The sequence below is a fragment of the Rhodoferax sp. SPJ21 genome (assembly GCF_058216335.1).
The window spans coordinates 108,370-126,773 of record NZ_JBYZMO010000001.1 but is presented as its reverse complement, the minus strand read 5'-3'; the positions used below and the strand labels follow the sequence as shown (position 1 = coordinate 126,773).

20 protein-coding genes are annotated in these 18,404 nt (G+C 62.0%); 12 read left to right on the top strand and 8 right to left on the bottom strand.

Annotated elements, in window-relative coordinates; translation table 11 throughout:
* The first annotated feature begins 124 nt into the window (after nucleotides 1–124).
* The 4 genes from AC4BBN_RS00500 to AC4BBN_RS00485 all read left to right on the top strand — a co-directional run bounded on the left by AC4BBN_RS00500 (nucleotide 125) and on the right by AC4BBN_RS00485 (nucleotide 2,578).
* Nucleotides 125–394, top strand: coding sequence for a MoaD/ThiS family protein (locus AC4BBN_RS00500; protein WP_490589996.1), 270 nt, complete (start codon nucleotides 125–127; stop codon nucleotides 392–394).
* 24 nt (nucleotides 395–418) lie between these two features.
* A complete protein-coding gene (locus AC4BBN_RS00495; RefSeq protein WP_490589995.1) occupies nucleotides 419–1,513 on the top strand; it encodes a WD40/YVTN/BNR-like repeat-containing protein in 1,095 nt (364 codons plus the stop codon).
* 131 nt (nucleotides 1,514–1,644) lie between these two features.
* Nucleotides 1,645–2,088, top strand: a complete 444-nt coding sequence (gene cynS, locus AC4BBN_RS00490; protein ID WP_490589994.1) for a cyanase — start codon at nucleotides 1,645–1,647, stop codon at nucleotides 2,086–2,088.
* A gap of 52 nt (nucleotides 2,089–2,140) precedes the next feature.
* Complete coding sequence (locus AC4BBN_RS00485) at nucleotides 2,141–2,578, top strand: ribonuclease HI family protein (protein ID WP_490589993.1); 438 nt, start codon at nucleotides 2,141–2,143, stop codon at nucleotides 2,576–2,578.
* 21 nt (nucleotides 2,579–2,599) lie between these two features.
* On the opposite strand, the gene AC4BBN_RS00480 is transcribed toward AC4BBN_RS00485, so the two are convergent.
* The 3 genes from AC4BBN_RS00480 to AC4BBN_RS00470 all read right to left on the bottom strand — a co-directional run bounded on the left by AC4BBN_RS00480 (nucleotide 2,600) and on the right by AC4BBN_RS00470 (nucleotide 5,121).
* Nucleotides 2,600–3,535 (bottom strand): AraC family transcriptional regulator, encoded by a 936-nt coding sequence (locus AC4BBN_RS00480; RefSeq protein WP_490589992.1) that lies wholly within the window; start codon nucleotides 3,533–3,535, stop codon nucleotides 2,600–2,602.
* Nucleotides 3,536–3,580: 45 nt separating this feature from the next.
* Nucleotides 3,581–4,609, bottom strand: coding sequence for an aldo/keto reductase (locus AC4BBN_RS00475; RefSeq protein WP_490589991.1), 1,029 nt, complete (start codon nucleotides 4,607–4,609; stop codon nucleotides 3,581–3,583).
* A gap of 296 nt (nucleotides 4,610–4,905) precedes the next feature.
* A complete protein-coding gene (locus AC4BBN_RS00470; protein ID WP_490589990.1) occupies nucleotides 4,906–5,121 on the bottom strand; it encodes a hypothetical protein in 216 nt (71 codons plus the stop codon).
* Between the two features lie 360 nt (nucleotides 5,122–5,481).
* On the opposite strand from AC4BBN_RS00470, the gene AC4BBN_RS00465 reads away from it, so the two are divergent.
* From AC4BBN_RS00465 to AC4BBN_RS00440, 6 genes are all read left to right on the top strand, one after another.
* Nucleotides 5,482–6,285 carry a class II glutamine amidotransferase gene (locus tag AC4BBN_RS00465; RefSeq protein ID WP_490589989.1) on the top strand — a complete coding sequence of 268 codons (804 nt, stop codon included), beginning with the start codon at nucleotides 5,482–5,484 and terminating at the stop codon, nucleotides 6,283–6,285.
* A gap of 87 nt (nucleotides 6,286–6,372) precedes the next feature.
* Complete coding sequence (locus tag AC4BBN_RS00460; protein ID WP_490589988.1) at nucleotides 6,373–6,609, top strand: DUF2789 domain-containing protein; 237 nt, start codon at nucleotides 6,373–6,375, stop codon at nucleotides 6,607–6,609.
* A 49-nt stretch (nucleotides 6,610–6,658) separates the two neighbouring features.
* Entirely contained in the window at nucleotides 6,659–8,248 is a 1,590-nt protein-coding gene (locus AC4BBN_RS00455) for a methyl-accepting chemotaxis protein (RefSeq protein WP_490589987.1), read from the top strand.
* A gap of 96 nt (nucleotides 8,249–8,344) precedes the next feature.
* Nucleotides 8,345–8,755 carry a YchJ family protein gene (locus tag AC4BBN_RS00450; RefSeq protein ID WP_490589986.1) on the top strand — a complete coding sequence of 137 codons (411 nt, stop codon included), beginning with the start codon at nucleotides 8,345–8,347 and terminating at the stop codon, nucleotides 8,753–8,755.
* 229 nt (nucleotides 8,756–8,984) lie between these two features.
* Nucleotides 8,985–10,034 carry an extracellular solute-binding protein gene (locus AC4BBN_RS00445; protein WP_490589985.1) on the top strand — a complete coding sequence of 350 codons (1,050 nt, stop codon included), beginning with the start codon at nucleotides 8,985–8,987 and terminating at the stop codon, nucleotides 10,032–10,034.
* Nucleotides 10,031–11,746: a diguanylate cyclase domain-containing protein gene (locus AC4BBN_RS00440; RefSeq protein ID WP_490589984.1), complete on the top strand. Its 1,716-nt coding sequence runs from the start codon at nucleotides 10,031–10,033 to the stop codon at nucleotides 11,744–11,746. Before AC4BBN_RS00445 ends, AC4BBN_RS00440 begins: the two co-directional genes overlap by 4 nt.
* Here AC4BBN_RS00440 and AC4BBN_RS00435 read toward each other — a convergent pair.
* On the bottom strand, nucleotides 11,726–12,646 hold the full coding sequence (locus AC4BBN_RS00435; protein ID WP_490589983.1) for a LysR family transcriptional regulator: 921 nt from the start codon (nucleotides 12,644–12,646) through the stop codon (nucleotides 11,726–11,728). The genes AC4BBN_RS00440 and AC4BBN_RS00435 overlap by 21 nt on opposite strands.
* Before the next feature lie 103 nt (nucleotides 12,647–12,749).
* Here AC4BBN_RS00435 and AC4BBN_RS00430 point away from each other — a divergent pair, with 103 nt between their 5' ends.
* Both AC4BBN_RS00430 and AC4BBN_RS00425 read left to right on the top strand, forming a co-directional pair.
* Nucleotides 12,750–13,781 carry a zinc-binding alcohol dehydrogenase family protein gene (locus AC4BBN_RS00430; protein ID WP_490589982.1) on the top strand — a complete coding sequence of 344 codons (1,032 nt, stop codon included), beginning with the start codon at nucleotides 12,750–12,752 and terminating at the stop codon, nucleotides 13,779–13,781.
* Between the two features lie 260 nt (nucleotides 13,782–14,041).
* Complete coding sequence (locus AC4BBN_RS00425; protein WP_490589981.1) at nucleotides 14,042–14,284, top strand: hypothetical protein; 243 nt, start codon at nucleotides 14,042–14,044, stop codon at nucleotides 14,282–14,284.
* Nucleotides 14,285–14,472: 188 nt separating this feature from the next.
* On the opposite strand, the gene AC4BBN_RS00420 is transcribed toward AC4BBN_RS00425, so the two are convergent.
* The 4 genes from AC4BBN_RS00420 to AC4BBN_RS00405 form a co-directional block, all read right to left on the bottom strand.
* Complete coding sequence (locus tag AC4BBN_RS00420; RefSeq protein WP_490589980.1) at nucleotides 14,473–15,825, bottom strand: TRAP transporter large permease; 1,353 nt, start codon at nucleotides 15,823–15,825, stop codon at nucleotides 14,473–14,475.
* A gap of 2 nt (nucleotides 15,826–15,827) precedes the next feature.
* Nucleotides 15,828–16,310, bottom strand: coding sequence for a TRAP transporter small permease (locus AC4BBN_RS00415; protein ID WP_490589979.1), 483 nt, complete (start codon nucleotides 16,308–16,310; stop codon nucleotides 15,828–15,830).
* Nucleotides 16,311–16,367: 57 nt separating this feature from the next.
* Nucleotides 16,368–17,354: a TRAP transporter substrate-binding protein gene (locus AC4BBN_RS00410; protein ID WP_490589978.1), complete on the bottom strand. Its 987-nt coding sequence runs from the start codon at nucleotides 17,352–17,354 to the stop codon at nucleotides 16,368–16,370.
* Nucleotides 17,355–17,454: 100 nt separating this feature from the next.
* On the bottom strand, nucleotides 17,455–18,237 hold the full coding sequence (locus AC4BBN_RS00405; RefSeq protein ID WP_490589977.1) for a FadR/GntR family transcriptional regulator: 783 nt from the start codon (nucleotides 18,235–18,237) through the stop codon (nucleotides 17,455–17,457).
* Nucleotides 18,238–18,404: the final 167 nt, after the last annotated feature.

Below are 18,404 nucleotides of genomic sequence, written 5' to 3'. Positions count from 1 at the left end.
AGCCTTCTGGTGCAGGTAATGTCTGCGCTGGCAGCTATCAAAAAGATACTAATTTCCTCCAGGAATCGTGCTGCGGGTAAGCCCCGCGTTGACCGGCCAGCGCGCGCTTCGCACAATCCGGCCCATGGTTACCGTGGAATTCGCCCCCAGCCTGCGCCGGCATATCGACGTGCCGGCCCAGCAGGTCGCCGCAGGCTCTTTGCGCACCGTGCTGGAGGCCGCGCTGCTGGCCGCGCCGGCACTCGGCCACTACGTGTTTGACGACCAGCGCGCAGTGCGCAAGCATGTGGCGGTGTTCGTCAACCAAACCCTGGTGCATGACCGCGTGCGGCTGGAGCTGCCCGTGAACGCCGGCGACAAGGTGCTGGTGGTGCAGGCCCTGTCCGGCGGTTGAGCGCCATTTTTTGAAAGCCCCGTGATGCATACCTTGCTTGTTGGCACCCGCAAAGGCCTGTTTACCGTGCAGGGCACGGGCCAGGCCTGGCAGATACGCGACCACCACTTTGCGGGCGAGCCCGTCAGCCAGGTGCTGGCCGACCCGCGCGACGGCAGCTGGCTGGCCGCGCTGCGCATGGGGCATTTCGGCGTCAAGCTGCGCAAGAGTACGGACCAGGGGGTGCACTGGACCGAGGTGGCTGCGCCGGCTTTTCCAGCCAAACCCAGCAGCGGTGCTGAGGCGGATGACCCCACACCCTGGAGCGTGGACACCATTTGGTCCCTGGCGGCGGGCGGCGCCAACCAGCCCGGCACGCTCTGGGCCGGCTGTCTGCCGGCAGGCTTGTTCCGCTCGGACGATGGCGGCCAGAGCTGGGCGCTGAACCGCCCGCTGTGGGACGATCCGCTGCGGCGCGGCTGGCTGGGCGGCGGCTACGACGTGGCTGGTATCCATTCCATCCTGGTGGACCCGCGTGATGCGCAACACATCCGCCTGGGCATTTCCTGCGGGGGCGTCTGGCAAAGCCGCGACAGCGGCGCCAGCTGGAGCCTCACGGCCACTGGCATGCGTGCGCCCTATATGCCCGAGGGCAGCCAGGAAGACGGCAACACCCAGGACCCGCACCGCATGGTGCAATGCGCCAGCGCACCCGATGTGCTGTGGGTGCAGCACCATGGCGGCATCTACCGCTCTACCGACGGCGGCCAGCAGTGGCAGTCCATTGCAGCGCCCGCACCTTCGGGCTTTGGCTTTGCCGTGGCCTGCGACCCGGGCAATCCGCAACGCGCCTGGTTTGTGCCCGCGCAGGGCGACTACTGCCGCATACCGGTGGACGGCCGCGTGGTCGTCACCCGTACCGACGACGGCGGCCAGAGCTTCCAGACCTTCGACCGGGGCCTGCCCGGCACGCATGCCTACCATCTGGTGTACCGCCACGGCCTGGACGTCAGCGCCGACGGCCAAACCCTGGCCATGGCGTCGACCACCGGCGGGCTATGGGTGAGCACGGACGCGGGCGAGAGCTGGCAGCGTGTGTCGAACGACCTGCCGCCGGTGGCAGTGGTGAGCTTTGTTTAGGTACCGTTATTGCTTGCGCCATGCTTGCTATGGATTTGCAAGCGAAATCCATAGATAAAAACCGCAGCTAGCGCAGAAGATACCTGCGCTAGCTGCTATCAAAATGGATGCAAATTCTCAAAAAGGACACCATGAACCGCAACGACATTACCGAGAAGATCATCACCGCCAAGGTGGCCAAAGGCATCCAGTGGGCCGCCGTGGCCAAGAAGGTGGGCCAGTCCAAGGAATGGACCACGGCTGCCTGCCTGGGCCAGATGACCTGCACGCCCGAGCAGGCCAAGGTGATAGGTAAGATCTTCGGCCTGACCAGCGAAGAGCAAAAGTGGCTGCAGGTGGTGCCCTACAAGGGCTCGCTACCCACGCCCGTGCCCACCGACCCGCTGATCTACCGCTGGTACGAGATCGTCAGCGTCTATGGCACGACCATCAAGGAGCTGATCCACGAAGAGTTTGGCGACGGCATCATGAGTGCCATCGACTTCAGCATGGACATCACCCGCGAGCCTGACCCGAAGGGTGACCGGGTGAAGGTAGTGCTGTCGGGCAAGTTCCTGCCGTACAAGACTTATTGAGGCCGGGCGCGGTGCTGCATCCTGCAGAATGCGGCACTACTGAAAACGGCTTATGGACCCCTGGATTGTTTACTGTGACGGCAGCGCCGTGCCCAACCCCGGCCGCATCGGCCTGGGCGCTGTACTGGTCGCCCCCAATGGCACGCGCCACACCCTGTCCCAAGCGGCGCACACCCTTGGCTGCAACAACGAAGCCGAGCTGCGCGCGCTGATGGCGGCGCTGCAGGCGCTGCAAGCCCATGGAGCCCGTGCGCTGCGCATCCATTGCGACAACAGCGTGGTGGTGGAGCAAATCTGCAACCCAAAGGCCAAGCCCATCGCGCGCCTGGCGGCCCTGTTTGAAGCGGCGCGGACGTTGCTCCAGTCTTTCGACCAAGCTGAACTGCTGTGGATACCGCAGCACCGCAACGCCGAGGCGGATGCGCTGGCCCGCGCGGCACTGGGGATCACGGCGCCACGCGTGGTCAAGGTAGCCAAAAAGCGGCGCTGACAACGGGCCCGTTAAAGGCGACTAGCTGCTGGTCGGGTTGAATCGGCCGGCCGCTTGTTTGCGGAATTGGGTGGGTGTCATGCCCTTCACTTCCAGGAAGCGGCGGTTGAAGTTGGCTACGTTGTTGAAGCCAACGGCGTAGCACACGCTGGACACATAGCTGTCGCGCTCCATCAGCAACTGGCAGGCCCGGTTAACGCGCAGGCGGTTCACAAAGTTGGTGAAGGTCAGGCCCGTGGCCTTGCTGAAGAATCGTGAGAAGGCGCTTTCGCTCATGCCGACCAGGGCGCTGACTTCACCGACCGAGATCGCCTCGGCGTAATGGTCGTTCACATGCGAAATGACCTTATTGACCGCCGAGAGCGTGTCGTCGGATCCGGTGAACGCCACATGGTCGGATGACAGCAGCCGGTAATCCTGGCAGCGGTTCAGCAGGCACAGCAGGCTGGCGAATTCGGCAAAGCGCTCCAGGCCGTGGCTTTGCTTGATGCGGTAGAAGCGCTCACGCACCGCCTCGCTCAGCCCGAAGAATTCAATGCCGTGGTGGGCCCGCTCCAGCAAGGGCAGGGTTTCCTCCAGCTCGCTGATGGCGCGCATGCCGTCGCGCAGCGGCGCCTCGCGGAACTGGATCACCAGGCTGCGCACCGCCAAGCCATCGGGCGGAAGATCCGCCGAAACCCAGTTGTGCGGCACGCGTGGTCCCGTCAGCACCAGGTGGCCGGGCTCGAAGAATCCCACGTAGTCGCCCACAAAGGCCTGGCCGTGCGCGCCCACGATCAGTTGCAGCTCGTACTCGTCGTGGCAGTGCCAACGTTCCAGCGGGGTAGGGCTGCCGTGTTCGACGCAGCGCACAAACTCCTTGCCAATGTCCGCCTCGTAGCCCAGGCGCGGGTCGCGCAGCAGATCGTGCTCGACCTCGGGCGATAGGTTTCTACGGGTAGACAGGACTTGTTTCATCGCGGATGGACAGGAGCCTGAAGGGCTGTTGCAGAGGTGTGCTCTTTATACGGCATGGGTGGGCGCATCGGCACGCACCAGGCCTGCGGCCTTCAGTTCATCCCATAGCGCAGCCGGGATCGGCAATGCCATCCAGCGTGCATTTTGCTCGGCCTCGGCGCGTGACTTGGCCCCAGGGATCACCGTGGCCACCGACGGGTGTCCCAGCACGAACTGTAGCGCCGCAGCGGCCAGCGGTACCTGGTGGGCGGCGCAGATCTGCTCGATCTTGGCGACCTTGGCCTTGATCTCGGCGTTGGCCGGAAGGTAGTTGTAGCGTGCATCGGGAGTCGCGCCGGTCACCAGAATGCCGGAATTGAACGGCGCACCCAGAATCACAGACACGCCTTCCTTCACGCAGCGCGGCAAAAAGGTATCCAGCGCACCCTGTTCCAGCAGGGTGTAACGCCCTGCCAGCAGAAAGCAGTCGAACGGGCCCAGGTCCATCAGGTCTTCGCAGGCTTCGAACTGGTTCACGCCCGCGCCATAGCCACCGATCACGCCGGCGCTTTTCAGCTCCTGCAAGGCCTTCAGCGCGCCGGTTTCCACGGTCTTCAGCGCACTGCGGTAGTTTTCGCCCTGCGACCATTCGTCGCAATCGTGGATCAGCAACAGGTCGATGCGGTTCATACCCAGGCGCTGCAGCGAATCTTCAAACGAGCGCATCGTGGCGCTGTACGAGAAATCAAACTGCGGCGCGAACGGCAGCTCGTCCACAAAGATGCCGCCCTCGGACGGCTTGAGCTTGGCCGGCGGCACGCGGCCGTGCGGCTTCAGCAGCCGGCCAACCTTGCTGGACAGCACGATGGATTCACGCGGCAGGGCGCGCAGCGCGTCGCCCAGGCGCCGCTCCGACAGGCCGTGGCCGTACAGCGGTGCGGTGTCGAAGTAGTTAACGCCCGACTGCTGGGCTGCCAGCACCGTGTCTTTGGCCACATCGTCGGGCACGGCGGCATACAGATTGCCCAGCACATTGCCGCCGAAGCCGAGGGTGGTGATGTGGACGTCGGTGTTGCCGACTTTGCGTTGTTGCATGGCGTTGGTCATCTTGAAAATCGTGAGAATGAGATAAGCGGATGCGCCAACGATAAATAAAAACAGGACCCCGCCCGGTACGCAACTGCGCGATGCTGGTACGCATCTGTCGTCGGCGGTGCAGGAATACCCCAGCTTGAAACCGTTAAGCCGGCCATGACGAGGTTCAGGAGTGCCGGCGAGGCCTGCAAAGTGCGTTGACGCTGGCCATGGCGTCTACCACTGGTGGCCTGTGGCGGGGTTGGATGCGGGCTAGGGCAGGTGTCTACCCTAGGTAGCCTATTGAAGGCGGGTGCTCAAGCCTTGGTATTGACGTGCTGCCCGATGACCTCGCCCATTGAGTTGGTTGTAGGTGGCGGCGTGGCGGCCTTACTGGTATTGCTGCCGGCGTCGTCAGCGTCACCATCGTTGCGGACTTCTTTGCCTGCTTTGACAGACTCTCCAGATTCCACTGGATTTGTTTTTTGGGGGGCGGCCATGGGCGTTTGTGAGGAAACCGGGCTGATAGACATGGATGGCCTTTGCTAATGTTGTCGCGCGAAATGATGTACACGGATGCAAACCCACAGGCCTGTATTCGCCTACCTACTGAACCGCACGGCCTAAAGGACCATGCAGTCTTGGGGTGTAAGGTAGTGGCCCAAGGTTAAGACGAGCTTAAGGCAACGCTGAACAAGTCCCTCGCGGTCTGCGCATCCCTGGTCTCGGGCGGTCTGCTGCGTTGCCAATCCTCGCCATAGCCCAAGCTATGTCTGCGGTTTGCGCCTTGCATCCCATCCCGAGCCAGGGCGCGCAGCCTCGCGGGGACTTATTCAGCGTCGCCTTAAGCTTGACCTTTGCGATGTCTTGCCATCTTCAACACCAGGCCCACCATGTGTGAACTTCTCGCCCTGTCCACCTCCGAGCCTGCGCAACTGACTTTTTCGCTGAAGACCCTGGCTGCGCGCGGCAGCGCCAAAGGCAGTGTGCGCGACGGCTGGGGCGTAGCTTTCTACCAGGGCGTGGATGTCGCGCTGTTCCGCGAGCCGCTGGCCGCAGGAGATAGCGCGCTGGTGCGCTATCTGGAAACCCAGGGGCCCAGCACCTACCTGGGTATCTCGCATATCCGCCACGCCACCCAAGGCAACGTCGCCTTCGCCAATACCCAACCGTTTGTGCGCGAACTGGGTGGGCGTACCCATACCTTTGTCCATAACGGCACCTTGCGTGAGCTGGGGAACGGCACCGTGCTACTGCTGGGCAGCCACCACCCGGTGGGCCAGACCGATTCGGAATACGCGTTTTGTGCGCTTATGGCGCGCATGCAAGGCCTGTGGGTGGGTGGCAGCGTACCCAGCTTGGCGGCACGTATGGCGCTGCTTGCGGAATTTGCGGCCGATTTGCGTGCACTGGGGACGGCCAACTTCATGTACTCAGACGGCGATGCCTTGTTTGCCCATGCCCACCGGCGCATCCACGATGGCGCTGACGTCGCAGAACCCCCGGGCCTGTGGATGCTGCAGCGCCACCGCATACCGGCCGAGCCGTCCACCACACAGGAGCATGGCGTCGCTATCGACGCATCTGAGCACAGCGCCCTGCTGATTGCCAGCGTGGCGCTGACCGACGAGGCCTGGCGCCCGCTGGAAGAAGGCGAGCTAGTGGCGGTGCGCGCAGGCGCGTTGCTTGCGGTGTAACCATGCGCTTGGGTGTCGCGTGCGGCCTGCGATCGGCTAGCTTGCGCAAACGTGACTGGAATGCCGAAAATGCGTTAAGGTCTGCCCATGGACACTTCTTCACACCCATTTCACGCGCTGTTTGAACAGCTAGGCCTTGCTTCTGACGCGGATGGTATTGCCCGTTTCATTGCCACACACGCCCCGTTGCCTGGCGCTGTAGCCTTGCCTGACGCGCCTTTTTGGTCGCCAGCACAGGCTGGTTTCTTGCGCGAAGCCTTGCAGCAGGACTCGGACTGGGCCGAGCTAACCGACCAGCTTAGCCAGGCGTTACGATTGGCTTAAAAGTGTAAGAGAATGCTTCCGCTGTAAGCCTTTTTTAATGGAGCTCCCTGTGAAACTTGACCTCAAACTCCCGCTGGCATTTATTTCGGCACTGTTGGTCATGTTGGGGGCTGCGCTGTATAGCGTGTACAGCCTGAACCAGTCGCTGGGAGTGTTTGAGAACGTGGTCGGCGCGGCCAACGACAACGAGCGCAAGTTGGCCGAGCTGTCCGGCAACTTCAAGGTGCAGGTCCAGGAATGGAAGAACACTTTGCTGCGCGGCAAGAAACCCGAGGACCTGGACAAACACTGGAGCGCTTTTACAGCCAAGGAGCGCGACGTGGCGGAGGCTGCCCGCAGGCTGCAGGCCCAGTTGCCTGCAGGCGAGAGCCGCACCCTGGTTGAAAAATTCAGTGAGGCCCATGCCAGGATGGGCGATAGCTACCGCAAGGGCCTGGCTGCTTTCAAGGCTGCAGACTTTGACCCCGGCGCGGGCGATGCGGCAGTGAAGGGCATAGACCGCGAACCGGTCAAGCTGCTGGATGAGGCGGGCAAGAAGATCGCCGAAGCCAGCACGGATGTGGCCCTGGAGGCATCGGCCCATGGCAAGCGTGCCACCGCGCTCAGTTTGACGATCATGCTGTTGGTCTGTGCGGTGGGGGCCTTGTGCAGCGTGCTTTTCAGCCGCTCAATCACCCAGCCCATGCTGCGTGCACTGCATGTGGCGAAAGCCGTGTCCGGCGGCGACCTGAGCCAGCCCATCGTGTCCACCGGCAAGGACGAAACAGCCCAGTTGCTGCAGGCCCTGTCGGGCATGCAGACCAGCCTGTCGAACGTGGTGGCGTCCGTGCGCCAGGGTTCTGAGGGCGTGTCCAGCGCCAGCGCGGAGATTGCCCAGGGTAACCACGATCTATCGGCACGTACCGAGCTGCAGGCCAGCGCGCTGGAGGAGGCTGCGGCCTCTATGGAAGAGCTGAACGCTACCGTGCGCCACAACGCCGACAGCGCCCTGCGGGCCAACCAGTTGGCGGTGAACGCGTCCTCGGTGGCCGCCCAGGGCGGCGATGTAGTGGGCCAAGTGGTGCAGACCATGCGAGGCATCAACGAGTCGTCGCACAAGATATCGGACATCATCAGCGTGATCGACGGCATTGCCTTTCAGACCAATATCCTGGCCCTGAATGCGGCCGTGGAGGCAGCCCGCGCCGGCGAGCAGGGCCGGGGCTTTGCCGTGGTGGCGTCCGAGGTGCGCTCCTTGGCCGGCCGCTCGGCCCAGGCAGCCAAGGAGATCAAGGCCTTGATTGCCGCTAGCGTGGAGCGGGTGGAGCAGGGTACACGGCTGGTGGACCAGGCCGGTGTCACCATGACCGAGGTCGTGCGCTCCATTACCCAAGTGACCGATTTAATGGGCCAGATTAGCGCCGCCAGCAGCCAGCAAAGTGCCGGCGTGGCCCAGGTGGGTGAGGCAGTGACCCACCTGGACCAAGCCACCCAGCAGAACGCCGCACTGGTCGAGCAAATGGCCGCAGCCGCCAGCAGCCTCAAGTCCCAGTCCCACACATTGGTGCAAACCGTGGCCGTGTTCAAGATTGCGTCGGACGATAAGGGCTTGCCCAGCGGGGGCGCACCGGGTTTGCGATCTGCTTTGCGGCTCACCTGAACTGGGGGGAGTAGCCTGGGAGGGCCGGCACGGCCTGGTAGTGGGTGAAAATCCAGCGTTTCGGCCTTACCTTGCGCGCGCGACACCTTTTGACCCATGAAGAAAAATCTGCACCCTGCCCACGCCCCATGCCCTTGCGATAGCGGCCAAACCTACGCCGAATGTTGTGCTCCCTGGCATAAAGGCATGGAGACAGCTGTTTACGCACCTACGGCTGAAGCGTTGATGCGCTCGCGCTACAGCGCTTATGTGCTGGGCCTGCTGGAGTACTTGCTGTTTACCTGGCATCCGTCCACCGCACCGGGTGACTTGGAGCTGGCTCCCGTCAAATGGCTGGGGCTGGAAGTGCGCCATGCAATGGAGTCTGGCGACGCTGGCGTGGTGGAGTTCGTGGCCCGTTGCCGCGACAATGGACGGGCACAGCGCATGCATGAAACCAGCCGCTTTGTGCGCGAAGACGGGCGCTGGTACTACATCGACGGGCAGATGCATGGGCCTGCAGAGTAGCACGCACATGCTTTTTTGCATATTTGCTACTGTATTTATAGCGCATGACGTAGGATTTATTTGCGTTGCCCCCATATTTGTTAGAGGCCATCACCGCATGCCGGAGTCGCCAATGTGACAGAAAAGTCGGCTTTACCGGCTTCGTCGCTAAGATGATGGGCAGATGGCGGCAATTTAGCACGGTGGATGCTGGACTGAGGGTCATGCGCTAGGTAACATCTGTTTACATATGAACTGGGCCTCTTTCAAACGCCGTGATTTCTGTCTGACGCTTGCAGTCCTGCTTCCTGCGTTGTCACGTGCAGACGAGACTTTGCGTGTGCTGGCCTGGCCAGGTTATGCGGACCCGGACATCGTCAAGCAATTCGAGCAGCGTGCCCAGGTGCGGGTCGAGGTCACCACCATATATTCGGATGCGGACCTGTGGCAAAAGATTCGTACCAATAACGCGCAAGATTTCGACCTGTTTGCCGTCAACACGGCCGAACTGCAGCGCTACATCAAGCAGGACCTGGTATTGCCCATACCGTTGCAGGACATCCCCAACCTGTCGCGCCAACTGACGCGCTTTCGCAACCAGGACGCGATACCCGGCTTGCGGCACAACGGCAACACCTACGCCATTCCGTATACCTATTCGGATATGGGTCTGATTTATGACCGCCAGCAGATGCCACAGCCTCCGGACTCGCTCGCCGTGCTGTGGGACCCGCGCTGGAAAGGCAAGGTTGTGGCTTACAACGGCGGTGCGCACAACTTTTCACTGGCGGCGCAGATGCTGCGCCTGAAATCGCCATTTCAGATCGAAGATAAAAGCTGGGGGCCTGCGGCAGAGCAACTGGTGGCTCTGCGGCGCAATGCAGCGGGCTTTTACACCCAGCCTGAAGAGGCTATGGCACTGTTCAAGGCGCGCAAAGCCGCCTTGCTGTTCGCCAATTTTGGCCGCCAGCAGTTGCAGCTGATGCAAAAAGCCGGCATGGACGTGGGCTATGTTATTCCCAAGGAGGGCGCCCTGGCCTGGCTGGATTGCTGGGCTATGACCCGTGGGGCCCGCAACCCGGCCCTGGCTGCGGCCTGGATCAACTACATGTTGGAGGCGGAGCCTGGCCAGGCCCTGGCCGGCCGGCAAGGCCTGGCCAATACGACCACGGCCTCAACCGGAGAGCGCGCCGAAGACAGACTGGTATGGCTGGAGCCGGTGGAGAGCGAAGAGCAGCGGGATCTGCTGTGGACGCGCATCATGGCGGGTGATCGCATCAGCAGGGTGTTGGCTCCATGAGATTTGGGATCGCCGCCAAATTGGCCTTGCTTTTGGCGTTGGTGGGTTTCCTGGCGGCAGGCGTGACCGGCTTCTACGCCTACCGGGCCAGCCGCGATCTGCTGGTGGATGCAGCCCAAAACAAGTTGCTGACGTCCACCCAGGTGTTGGCGCGCCGCATCACCCTCACGCGCCAGGAGATTTCCCGCACCCTGGAGGTGTTGGCCCACCACCCGGCGGCGATGTCCACGCTGCAGCACCCGGACGCTGCATTGGATGACCAGCTCGCCACGCTGTTCCAGTTGCAAATGCAGGCCAACCCCTCCTACAGCCAGCTGAGGCTGATTTCTGCCAGTGACTTTGGACTGGAGCGTGTACGGGTAGACCGCAGCAACGGCGCGGTGGCTCGGGTGCAGGGCGACAACCTGCAGGAAAAGGGTCATTACGCCTATGTTGCCGAGACCTTGAAGCTGCCAGCGGGCTCCACCTATCTGTCACCTATCACCATCAACCGTGAAGCCGGTAGCGACGCCGGGCGGGACCTGCCCATGCTGCAGCAGGCTATGCCGGTAGTAGATGCCGAGGGCAATGCCGTGGGGGTGGTGGTCGTGAATGTGGACCTGAACGGTATGTTCGGCCTGCTGTCTGCGGACCTGCCGGCGGCCTACAAGGTGTTTCTGGCGAACAGCGAGGGTGACATCCTGGTCCATCCAGACAACAGCAAGACCTTTGGCTTCGAGCGCGGCCGGCGCATGCTGGTGCAGGACGAGTTCTTGCCAACGCTGGCCGTGGTGCAGCGCGAGCAGGACCACGTGGTTTTCGAAGACCGTGACGGTGACTATGCGGGTACGCCGGTGGTAGCCGCATTTATCGCCCAGTCCACCCGGCTCTCGGCCAATGAGAGCCGACTTATCCTAGGGGTGGCGCAGCCGCTGGAACAGGTACTGGCGCAGTCGCAGCAGCTGGGTGCCACGGTGGTGAAGATCGTGGTGGGTTTGTGCCTAGCCTGCCTGTTGCTGGCCATTGTGCTGGCCCGGGTCTGGACACGGCCCATCAACCAAATGACGGTGGCCGCGCAACGCCTTGCCAACGGCCTGCCGCCGGAAAAGCTGCCCCTGCAAAGCCGCGACGAGATCGGCCTGCTAGCGCGCAGTTTCCACAAGATGCATACCCAGATCACCCAGCAGTTGGCGGATTTGAAGGACAACCAGGAAGAGCTGGAGCACCTGGCCCAGCACGACATGCTGACCGGCTTGCCAAACCGGCGCCTGTTCCAAGAGCGGCTGGAGCAGGCACTGGCCCATGCCCGCCGCTACCAGCAGCAGGTGTGCCTGTTTTTCATTGATCTAGACGCGTTCAAGGCCATCAACGACCGCCATGGCCATGAAGCCGGTGACGTGGTGCTGGTGAACTTGGCGCAGCGCATGCTCTCCCTGGTGCGTGAAGTAGACACGGTGGCCCGCCTGGGCGGCGATGAGTTCGTCGTGCTGCTGGGGGCCGCCGTGCCCGACGAAGACCTGATTGCCATTGCCGAAAAGCTGCTGAACGGCATCAAGCAGCCCATGACGGTGCGTGGCAAGGTGCTGCAGCTGACGGCCAGCATTGGCATCAGCCGTTACCCGCAAGACGGGCAGACGGCCGGCGAGTTGCTGTCCAGCGCCGACAAAGCCATGTACGAGGTCAAGGGCAGCGGGCGGGACAGCTTCCACCAGTCATCCATTCTGCCGCTTTGACCCCGTGGGCAGTGTGGCGCACTGGACTGCGACAAACTCGCGCAGCAAGCGCAGGGCGGGCGTGAGCTGGCGCCGGTCGGGCAACACCATGTACAGGGGCGCAGCCTCGGTATCCCAGTCGTTACACAGAGCCTGCAGCCTGCCGTCCGCCAGTGGCTGGGCCACATCCAGCCAGGACTTGTAGGCAATACCTCGCCCGGCGATGGCCCAGCGGCGCACCAGATCGCCATCGTTGGCCACATGGCCGCCGCCGACCCGTACCGTGGTGGGGTGGCCGTTGTGGCTGAACTCCCAACGGTCGTTCACATCTTCACCCAGCAAAAAACACAGGCAGTCATGCCGAGCCAGATCGGCTGGCGTGCTGGGTGTGCCATGCTGTTGTAGATAGGCTGGTGAGGCACACAGCACGCGCCGGTTTTCCAATGCGACCGGCAGCGCCACCAGGTTGGAGTCGGGCGGCTCGCCGTAGCGGAAGGCCGCGTCCACCGGTTCGCTGAAGATGTTCGCCATGCGGTCGGATACCTGCAGGCGGAAGCGCACCTGCGGATGCTGGTCCTGGAAGGCATCCAGCCAGGGCAGCAGCAGGTTGCGCCCCAGGTCGGACGACACGGCCAGGCGCAGCGTGCCCTGTACCTGCTGGCGGCCCGTGGCCAGGGTTTGCTGCCCTTCACGCAGGGTGTTCAGCGCCAGGCGGCAGTGCTCCAGGAAAACCGCGCCGTCGGGTGTCAGGCGCAGGCTGCGGGTGGAGCGCACCAGCAGCGCAGTCTGCAGTTCGGCCTCCAGCCGCTGCAGTGCCGCGCTGGCCGCTGCGGGGGTGATGTCCAAACTCCGCGCGGCGGCCGACAGGCTACCTGCATCCACGGTGCGCACGAAGATTTCTAGGTCTTGCAAGGCTTTCATTTGCAAATTTTATTTGAAACTGAATTCAATCATTGGGCTATTTATCTTAAATTCAATAAAGCTGAAGATGAGTCCCTCAGTACACGTCTTTAAAGGAGTTTCCATGCGTGCCATCGGCTACCAACGCCCCCAAGCCATCTCCGAACCCAGTGCTTTGCTGGACATCGAGCTGCCCGAACCCCAGGCCCAGGGCCGTGACCTGCTGGTCGAAGTGCAGGCGGTATCTGTCAACCCGGTAGACGCCAAGGTCCGTGCCTCTGCCGCACCTGCTGAAGGACTGAGCCACAAGGTACTGGGCTGGGACGCCAGCGGCATCGTGCGTGCGGTAGGGCCGGAGGTGCAGCTGTTCCAGCCTGGCGACCGCGTTTACTACGCCGGCTCCATCACCCGGCCCGGCAGCAACAGCCAGCTCCATCTGGTGGACGAGCGCATCGTGGGTCACATGCCTAAAACACTGAACTTTGCCGAGGCTGCTGCCTTGCCCTTGACCAGCATCACCGCCTGGGAGTTGCTGTTTGACCGCCTGGCCATCGCGCAGGGTGAGCAGGATGACCAGGCCCCGTCCAAGTCGCTGCTGGTGATTGGCGCGGCCGGTGGCGTGGGCTCCATCCTGGTCCAACTGGCGCGGCGCTTGACCGGGCTGACCATCGTGGGTACAGCCTCACGGCCCGAAACCCAGGACTGGGTGCAGCAGTTGGGCGCCCACCATGTGATCGACCACAGCCAGCCCCTGGCGCCGCAGCTGCAGCGTGTCGGTCTACCGCAGGTGGATTACGTCGCCAGCCTGACCCATACCGGTGACTACCTGGCACAGATTCAGGAGGTGATTGCGCCGCAGGGCAAGTTAGGCCTGATCGACGATATGGCGGTGCTGGACGTGATGCCGTTCAAGCGCAAAGCGGTGTCGGTGCACTGGGAGATGATGTTCACCCGTCCCATGTTCGGCACGCCCGATATGCAGGCCCAGCACACGTTGCTGGAGGCGGTGGCACAGCTGGTGGATGCAGGCCAGATTCGCACCACGCTGGCGGAAAGTTTTGGCAGCATCAATGCCCACAACCTGCGCCGCGCCCACGCCCTGATCGAGTCCGGCCAGGCGCGTGGCAAGGTGGTGCTGGAAGGCTGGGGTAGCTGATCTGACTGCCAGCGAAGGGCGCATTCAGAAGAGTGAGCAAATGTGTCTCATGCATCTGCTTTGTTACTCTTTTGATAGCGCCCTACGCAGGTATTTTGTGCGCTGCAGGGCTATGGGGCTTAAATGGGTGGCGTGTATAAAGAAATGTATATGTGGTCAACGGGGTTGATACGTTCGCGTTGTAGGTGCAGGTCTGAACGCAATTCGGACTTGCTCGACGAAGTCGGAGCCTATGCGACTATTGTTTTAGGAAACCTGTAATGACCACGATCAAATCCCTCTTCGCTGCCGCCCTGATTTCTACGGTTGCTGCTGCCTCGTTTGCCCAAGCGCCAGCCGCGCCTGCCAAGGACGCCGCTCCTGCTGCGGCCGCTGCAGCTCCCGCAGATGCCACATCCAAGCCCATGAAGAAGCACGCCAAGAAGCATGTGAAGAAGGCTGAGAAGGCTGCTGCAGCAGCACCGGCAACGCCTGCTGCACCCGCAGCTTCTGCCGCCAAGTAAGCACATCCGCCATTGCAAAAAGGGGGCTGAAGAAATTCAGCCCCCTTTTCTTATGTGCGCCCAGCATGGGCGCACTCTTGGAGGTACAAGTCCTCCCGCAAGCTGGTCACAGCGCGCGAAGTGAAGCGCAGCTGCATGAGGGGTAAAAAGGGCTGCGGTTGCAGCCCTTTCATTTTTTACCGGGTTCGCTAGAACACCGGGTGGCCGGTAATGATGGACGGCAGCCAGGTGGAGAACGACGGCACATAGGTCACCAGGTTGATGGCTATCCATATTGCCAGGTAGTAGGGCCAGGCGGTTTTGGTTGCCTCACCAATCGATATATTGCCTATGGCACACCCCACAAACTGCACCGTACCCACCGGCGGGTGGACCAGGCCGAGTGCGCAATTCAGCAGCAGCATCATGCCGAACTGCACAGGGCCCACGCCCATCTGGATGGCCAGTGGCAGGAACAGCGGCGTGGTGATCAGGATGTGCGCTGCCATGTCCAGGAAGATGCCCAGAAAGATCTGGATGATGTTGATATACAGCAGCATCAGCCAGGGCGTGGTCGTGGCGTGCAGCAGGGCTGCCTCGATCGCATCTGGGATTTCCAGGTAGGCCATTTGCCAGCGCAGCATGTTCGATACACCGATCAGCAGCAGGATCACACCCGTGGTCTTGGAGGCTTTCTTCAGCGACTTGATCAGCTTTTCTTTGCTCATGGTGCGGTAGATCACCGACGTCAGCAGCAGCGAATAGGCCACAGCAATTGCTGCTGCCTCGGTAGCGGTGGTGACGCCGCCCATCACGCAGCCCAGAATCACCACGATCACCATCAGACCGGGAATGGCCGCGATGAAGGTAGTCAGCACCGCGTACCAGCCGGGGAACTTCTCCAGCATGGAAGAGCCGTCGGCCCGCTTGGGGAAGCCGTTTTTGTTGGCCTGCCAGTAAGCTGCAATCAGCATGCAGACCATGATCCAGAACACTGGGACCAGGCCGGCAAACATCAGGTCGCCAATGGACACACCACGGATAGGGTGGCCGTCGATCATGCCGCTGGCAGCCTGGGCCGCAAACGCGTAGATGATCATGTTGTGCGAAGTAGGCATCAGCGCGCCGGTCAGCGATGCGTGGGTGGTCACGTTCACTGCGTAGTCGGCGCTATAGCCCTCGCGCTTCATGATGGGGATCAACACGCCGCCCATGGCCGATGTGTCGGCAATGGGGGAGCCCGAGACACCGCCAAACAGCGTGCTGGCCATCACGTTGGCCAGGCCCAGGCCGCCCTTCATGTGGCCGACGAGGCTGCGCGCGAAGTTCAGGATCTTGTCGGCAATGCCGCCGTGCAGCATCAGCTCGCCAGAGAAGATAAAGAACGGAATCGCCAGGAACGAGAAGACGTTCATGCCGGAGACCATCATCTGCATGGCGGTAGCCAGCGGTAGGCCCTCTACCGCGAAGGTGGCCAGGCAGCTCAGACCGATCGCAAAAGCGACGGGCACACCCAGCACGAGGAAAAGCACGAAGCTCAGGGAAAGTACAGCGAGTTCCATGGTCAGGCAGCAGCCTTCTTGGTAAATAGTGCCAGCAGGTGCTTGACTGAAAAAAGGACGATGAGGACACCCGCAATCACTGGAGGCAGGTAGCGGAATGCTTCGGAAATGCCCAGCGTGGGAATGGTGTCGTGCCGGGTGGACGCAGCCATGTGTTCGCAGCCCCACAGCAGTACCAGGGCAAATGTGATGGTCAGCAGCTCGACCAGTACGTGGCAGATGAATTGGCCCTTGGGTGGCAGCAGCTTGACGGCAGAGTCCAGGCCAATATGGCCGACATCATGCACGCCCGCAGCGGCGCCGAACATGGCGACGGAGATGACCAGCAGCAGGGCTACCTGTTCCACATACGCAGGCGCGTCGTTGAATGCGTAACGCATCACGACGCCGTAGATGACCACCAGGCCCAGTGCGGCCAGGCAGACACTGGCCAGGCGCAGCACCCAGTTGGACAGGTGCGCGTTGATTGAGTTGAATAATTGCATGGTGCGGCTTTGGCACGGCTCTGCCGCCGCGCCCAGGAGCGCGGCGGCAGAAGTGGCTTATTTGACGTTGACGATCTCTTGCACCAGAGCCTTCAGCTCAGGCGTGGTGGCGAACTTGTCCCAGACGGGTTTTTCTGCATCTACAAAGCTTTTCTTGTCGATTTCAGAGGTGGGGATGATCTTGGCGCCGCTCTTCAGCACGGCAGCGCGGGCTTCCTTTTCCTTGGCATCCCATAGCGTCACGTAGTAGGGCACAGAGGCCTTGGCCGACTTGCGCAATGAGGCCTGCTCGGCCGGAGTCAGGGTATCCCAGACCTTTTTCGAGAACACCAGCACTTCGGGGGTCATGACGTGCATGGTCTCCGAGAACACACCTGCCGACTCGTAGTGCTTGGCTTCTTCGTAGGAGGGGACGTTGTTTTCCGCTGCGTCAACCAGGCCGGTCTTCAGGCCGGTATAGACCTCAGCCATGGGCATCGGGGTGGGCGATGCGCCCATGGCGCTGACCATGCTGACCATCAGGTCGGAGGGCTGTACGCGGATCTTCATGCCTTTCATGTCGGCCACGCTCTTCACGGCCTTCTTGGCGTAGATGGAGCGCGAGCCGCTTTCATACATTGCCAGGCCGACAAAGCCTGCCTTGTCGAAAGCGGCCAGGATCTTGTCGCCCTGGGCGCCGTAGATGGCTTTGCGGAAGTGCTCGATGTCACGGAAGATGAACGGGAACGATGGAATCATGGACTCGGGCACGATGCCATTGAACGAGGCCAAGCTGACGCGCACCATGTCGATGGCGCCTATCTTCACCTGTTCCACCGTGTCTTTTTCGGAGCCCAGGGCGCTGTCGCCAAACACCTTGATGTTGTCTTTGCCGCCGGTGTCCTTGCTCAGCTCTTCGCCCATGAACTTCACCGCCATATTGGTCGGGAACTCCTTGGAGTGCACATCGGCCGAGCGGAAGTTGCGGGCCGAAGCCTGGCCGCTGACGACGCAGAAAGCGGCTGCGGCGATCAGGCTGAGAATTTTGCGATGGCTTGTCTTCATGTGTTTTCCTGGTTGAGGCTGGGGGATGGCTTATTGATCAGTCATCCTACAACTCAAACCAGAAAAGTATCAAAGGGTAAACCCCAGTTTGTGCTTTGTCTCAGTCTTTTGGGGCGTCCAGCGGCTGGCTTTTGCGTAGTCTTTCGCGGCTGTTCGACAGGTGGGTGCGCATGGCTGCGCGGGCGGAATCGCTGTCCTGGTCGCGTATGGCGTGGTAGATGCTCTCGTGCTCGCCGTGCACCTTTTGCAGGTAGGCCAGGCGGCCTTCGGGGACGTGTTGCAGAGTCTTCACCCGGGTGCGCGGAATGATCATGGTGCCCAGGTAGGTCATCAGGTCGGCAAAGTGCTGGTTGCCTGTGGCGCGAGCCACCTCCATATGGAACTGGAAGTCGGCCGGCACGGCGTCCGAATCCTGCGGAATGGCGTTCTTGAAGTTCTGCAGCGCTGCTTCCAGCTGGACCAGGTTGGCGGGCGTGCGGCGCTGGGCGGCCAGGCCCGCTGCCTCGGTCTCCAGGCTGATACGCAACTCCAGCAGGGCGATCACGTCGGCCACGGTGGCGAAGTCTTCAGGGGCAATCTTGAAGTTGCGGGTGTCGGGCGGCTCGATCACGAAGGTGCCTATGCCGTGCCGAGTTTCCACCAGGCCGGACGCCTGCAGCTTGGACAGGGCCTCGCGCACCACGGTGCGGCTGACGTCAAAGCGGGCCATCAGCTCGACCTCGGTGGGCAGCTTTTCGCCCGGTGGCAGCTGGCCCTGGCGGATGGTGGCGGCCAGCGTGTCTACGATTTCAGTGACCAGGCCCCGGGGGCGACGGGAGCGGGGAATGGAGGAGGCCGGTGTTTCGCTGTTGTTGTAAGTGCCGGTGTGGGTGGCGGAGGCCATAAAAAAATCCTTGACACGGAGAGAGTAGGTTATGAGAATCCATGTTGTCAGACAACGTACGACTGATGTGTGGAGCTGCTGGCCCACTGTATAGCAAAGCCTTTGGCAAAGTCCAGCAATAGACGCCAAAGGACACCAAACTGGTGTTTACACGGAGATCGGGACAA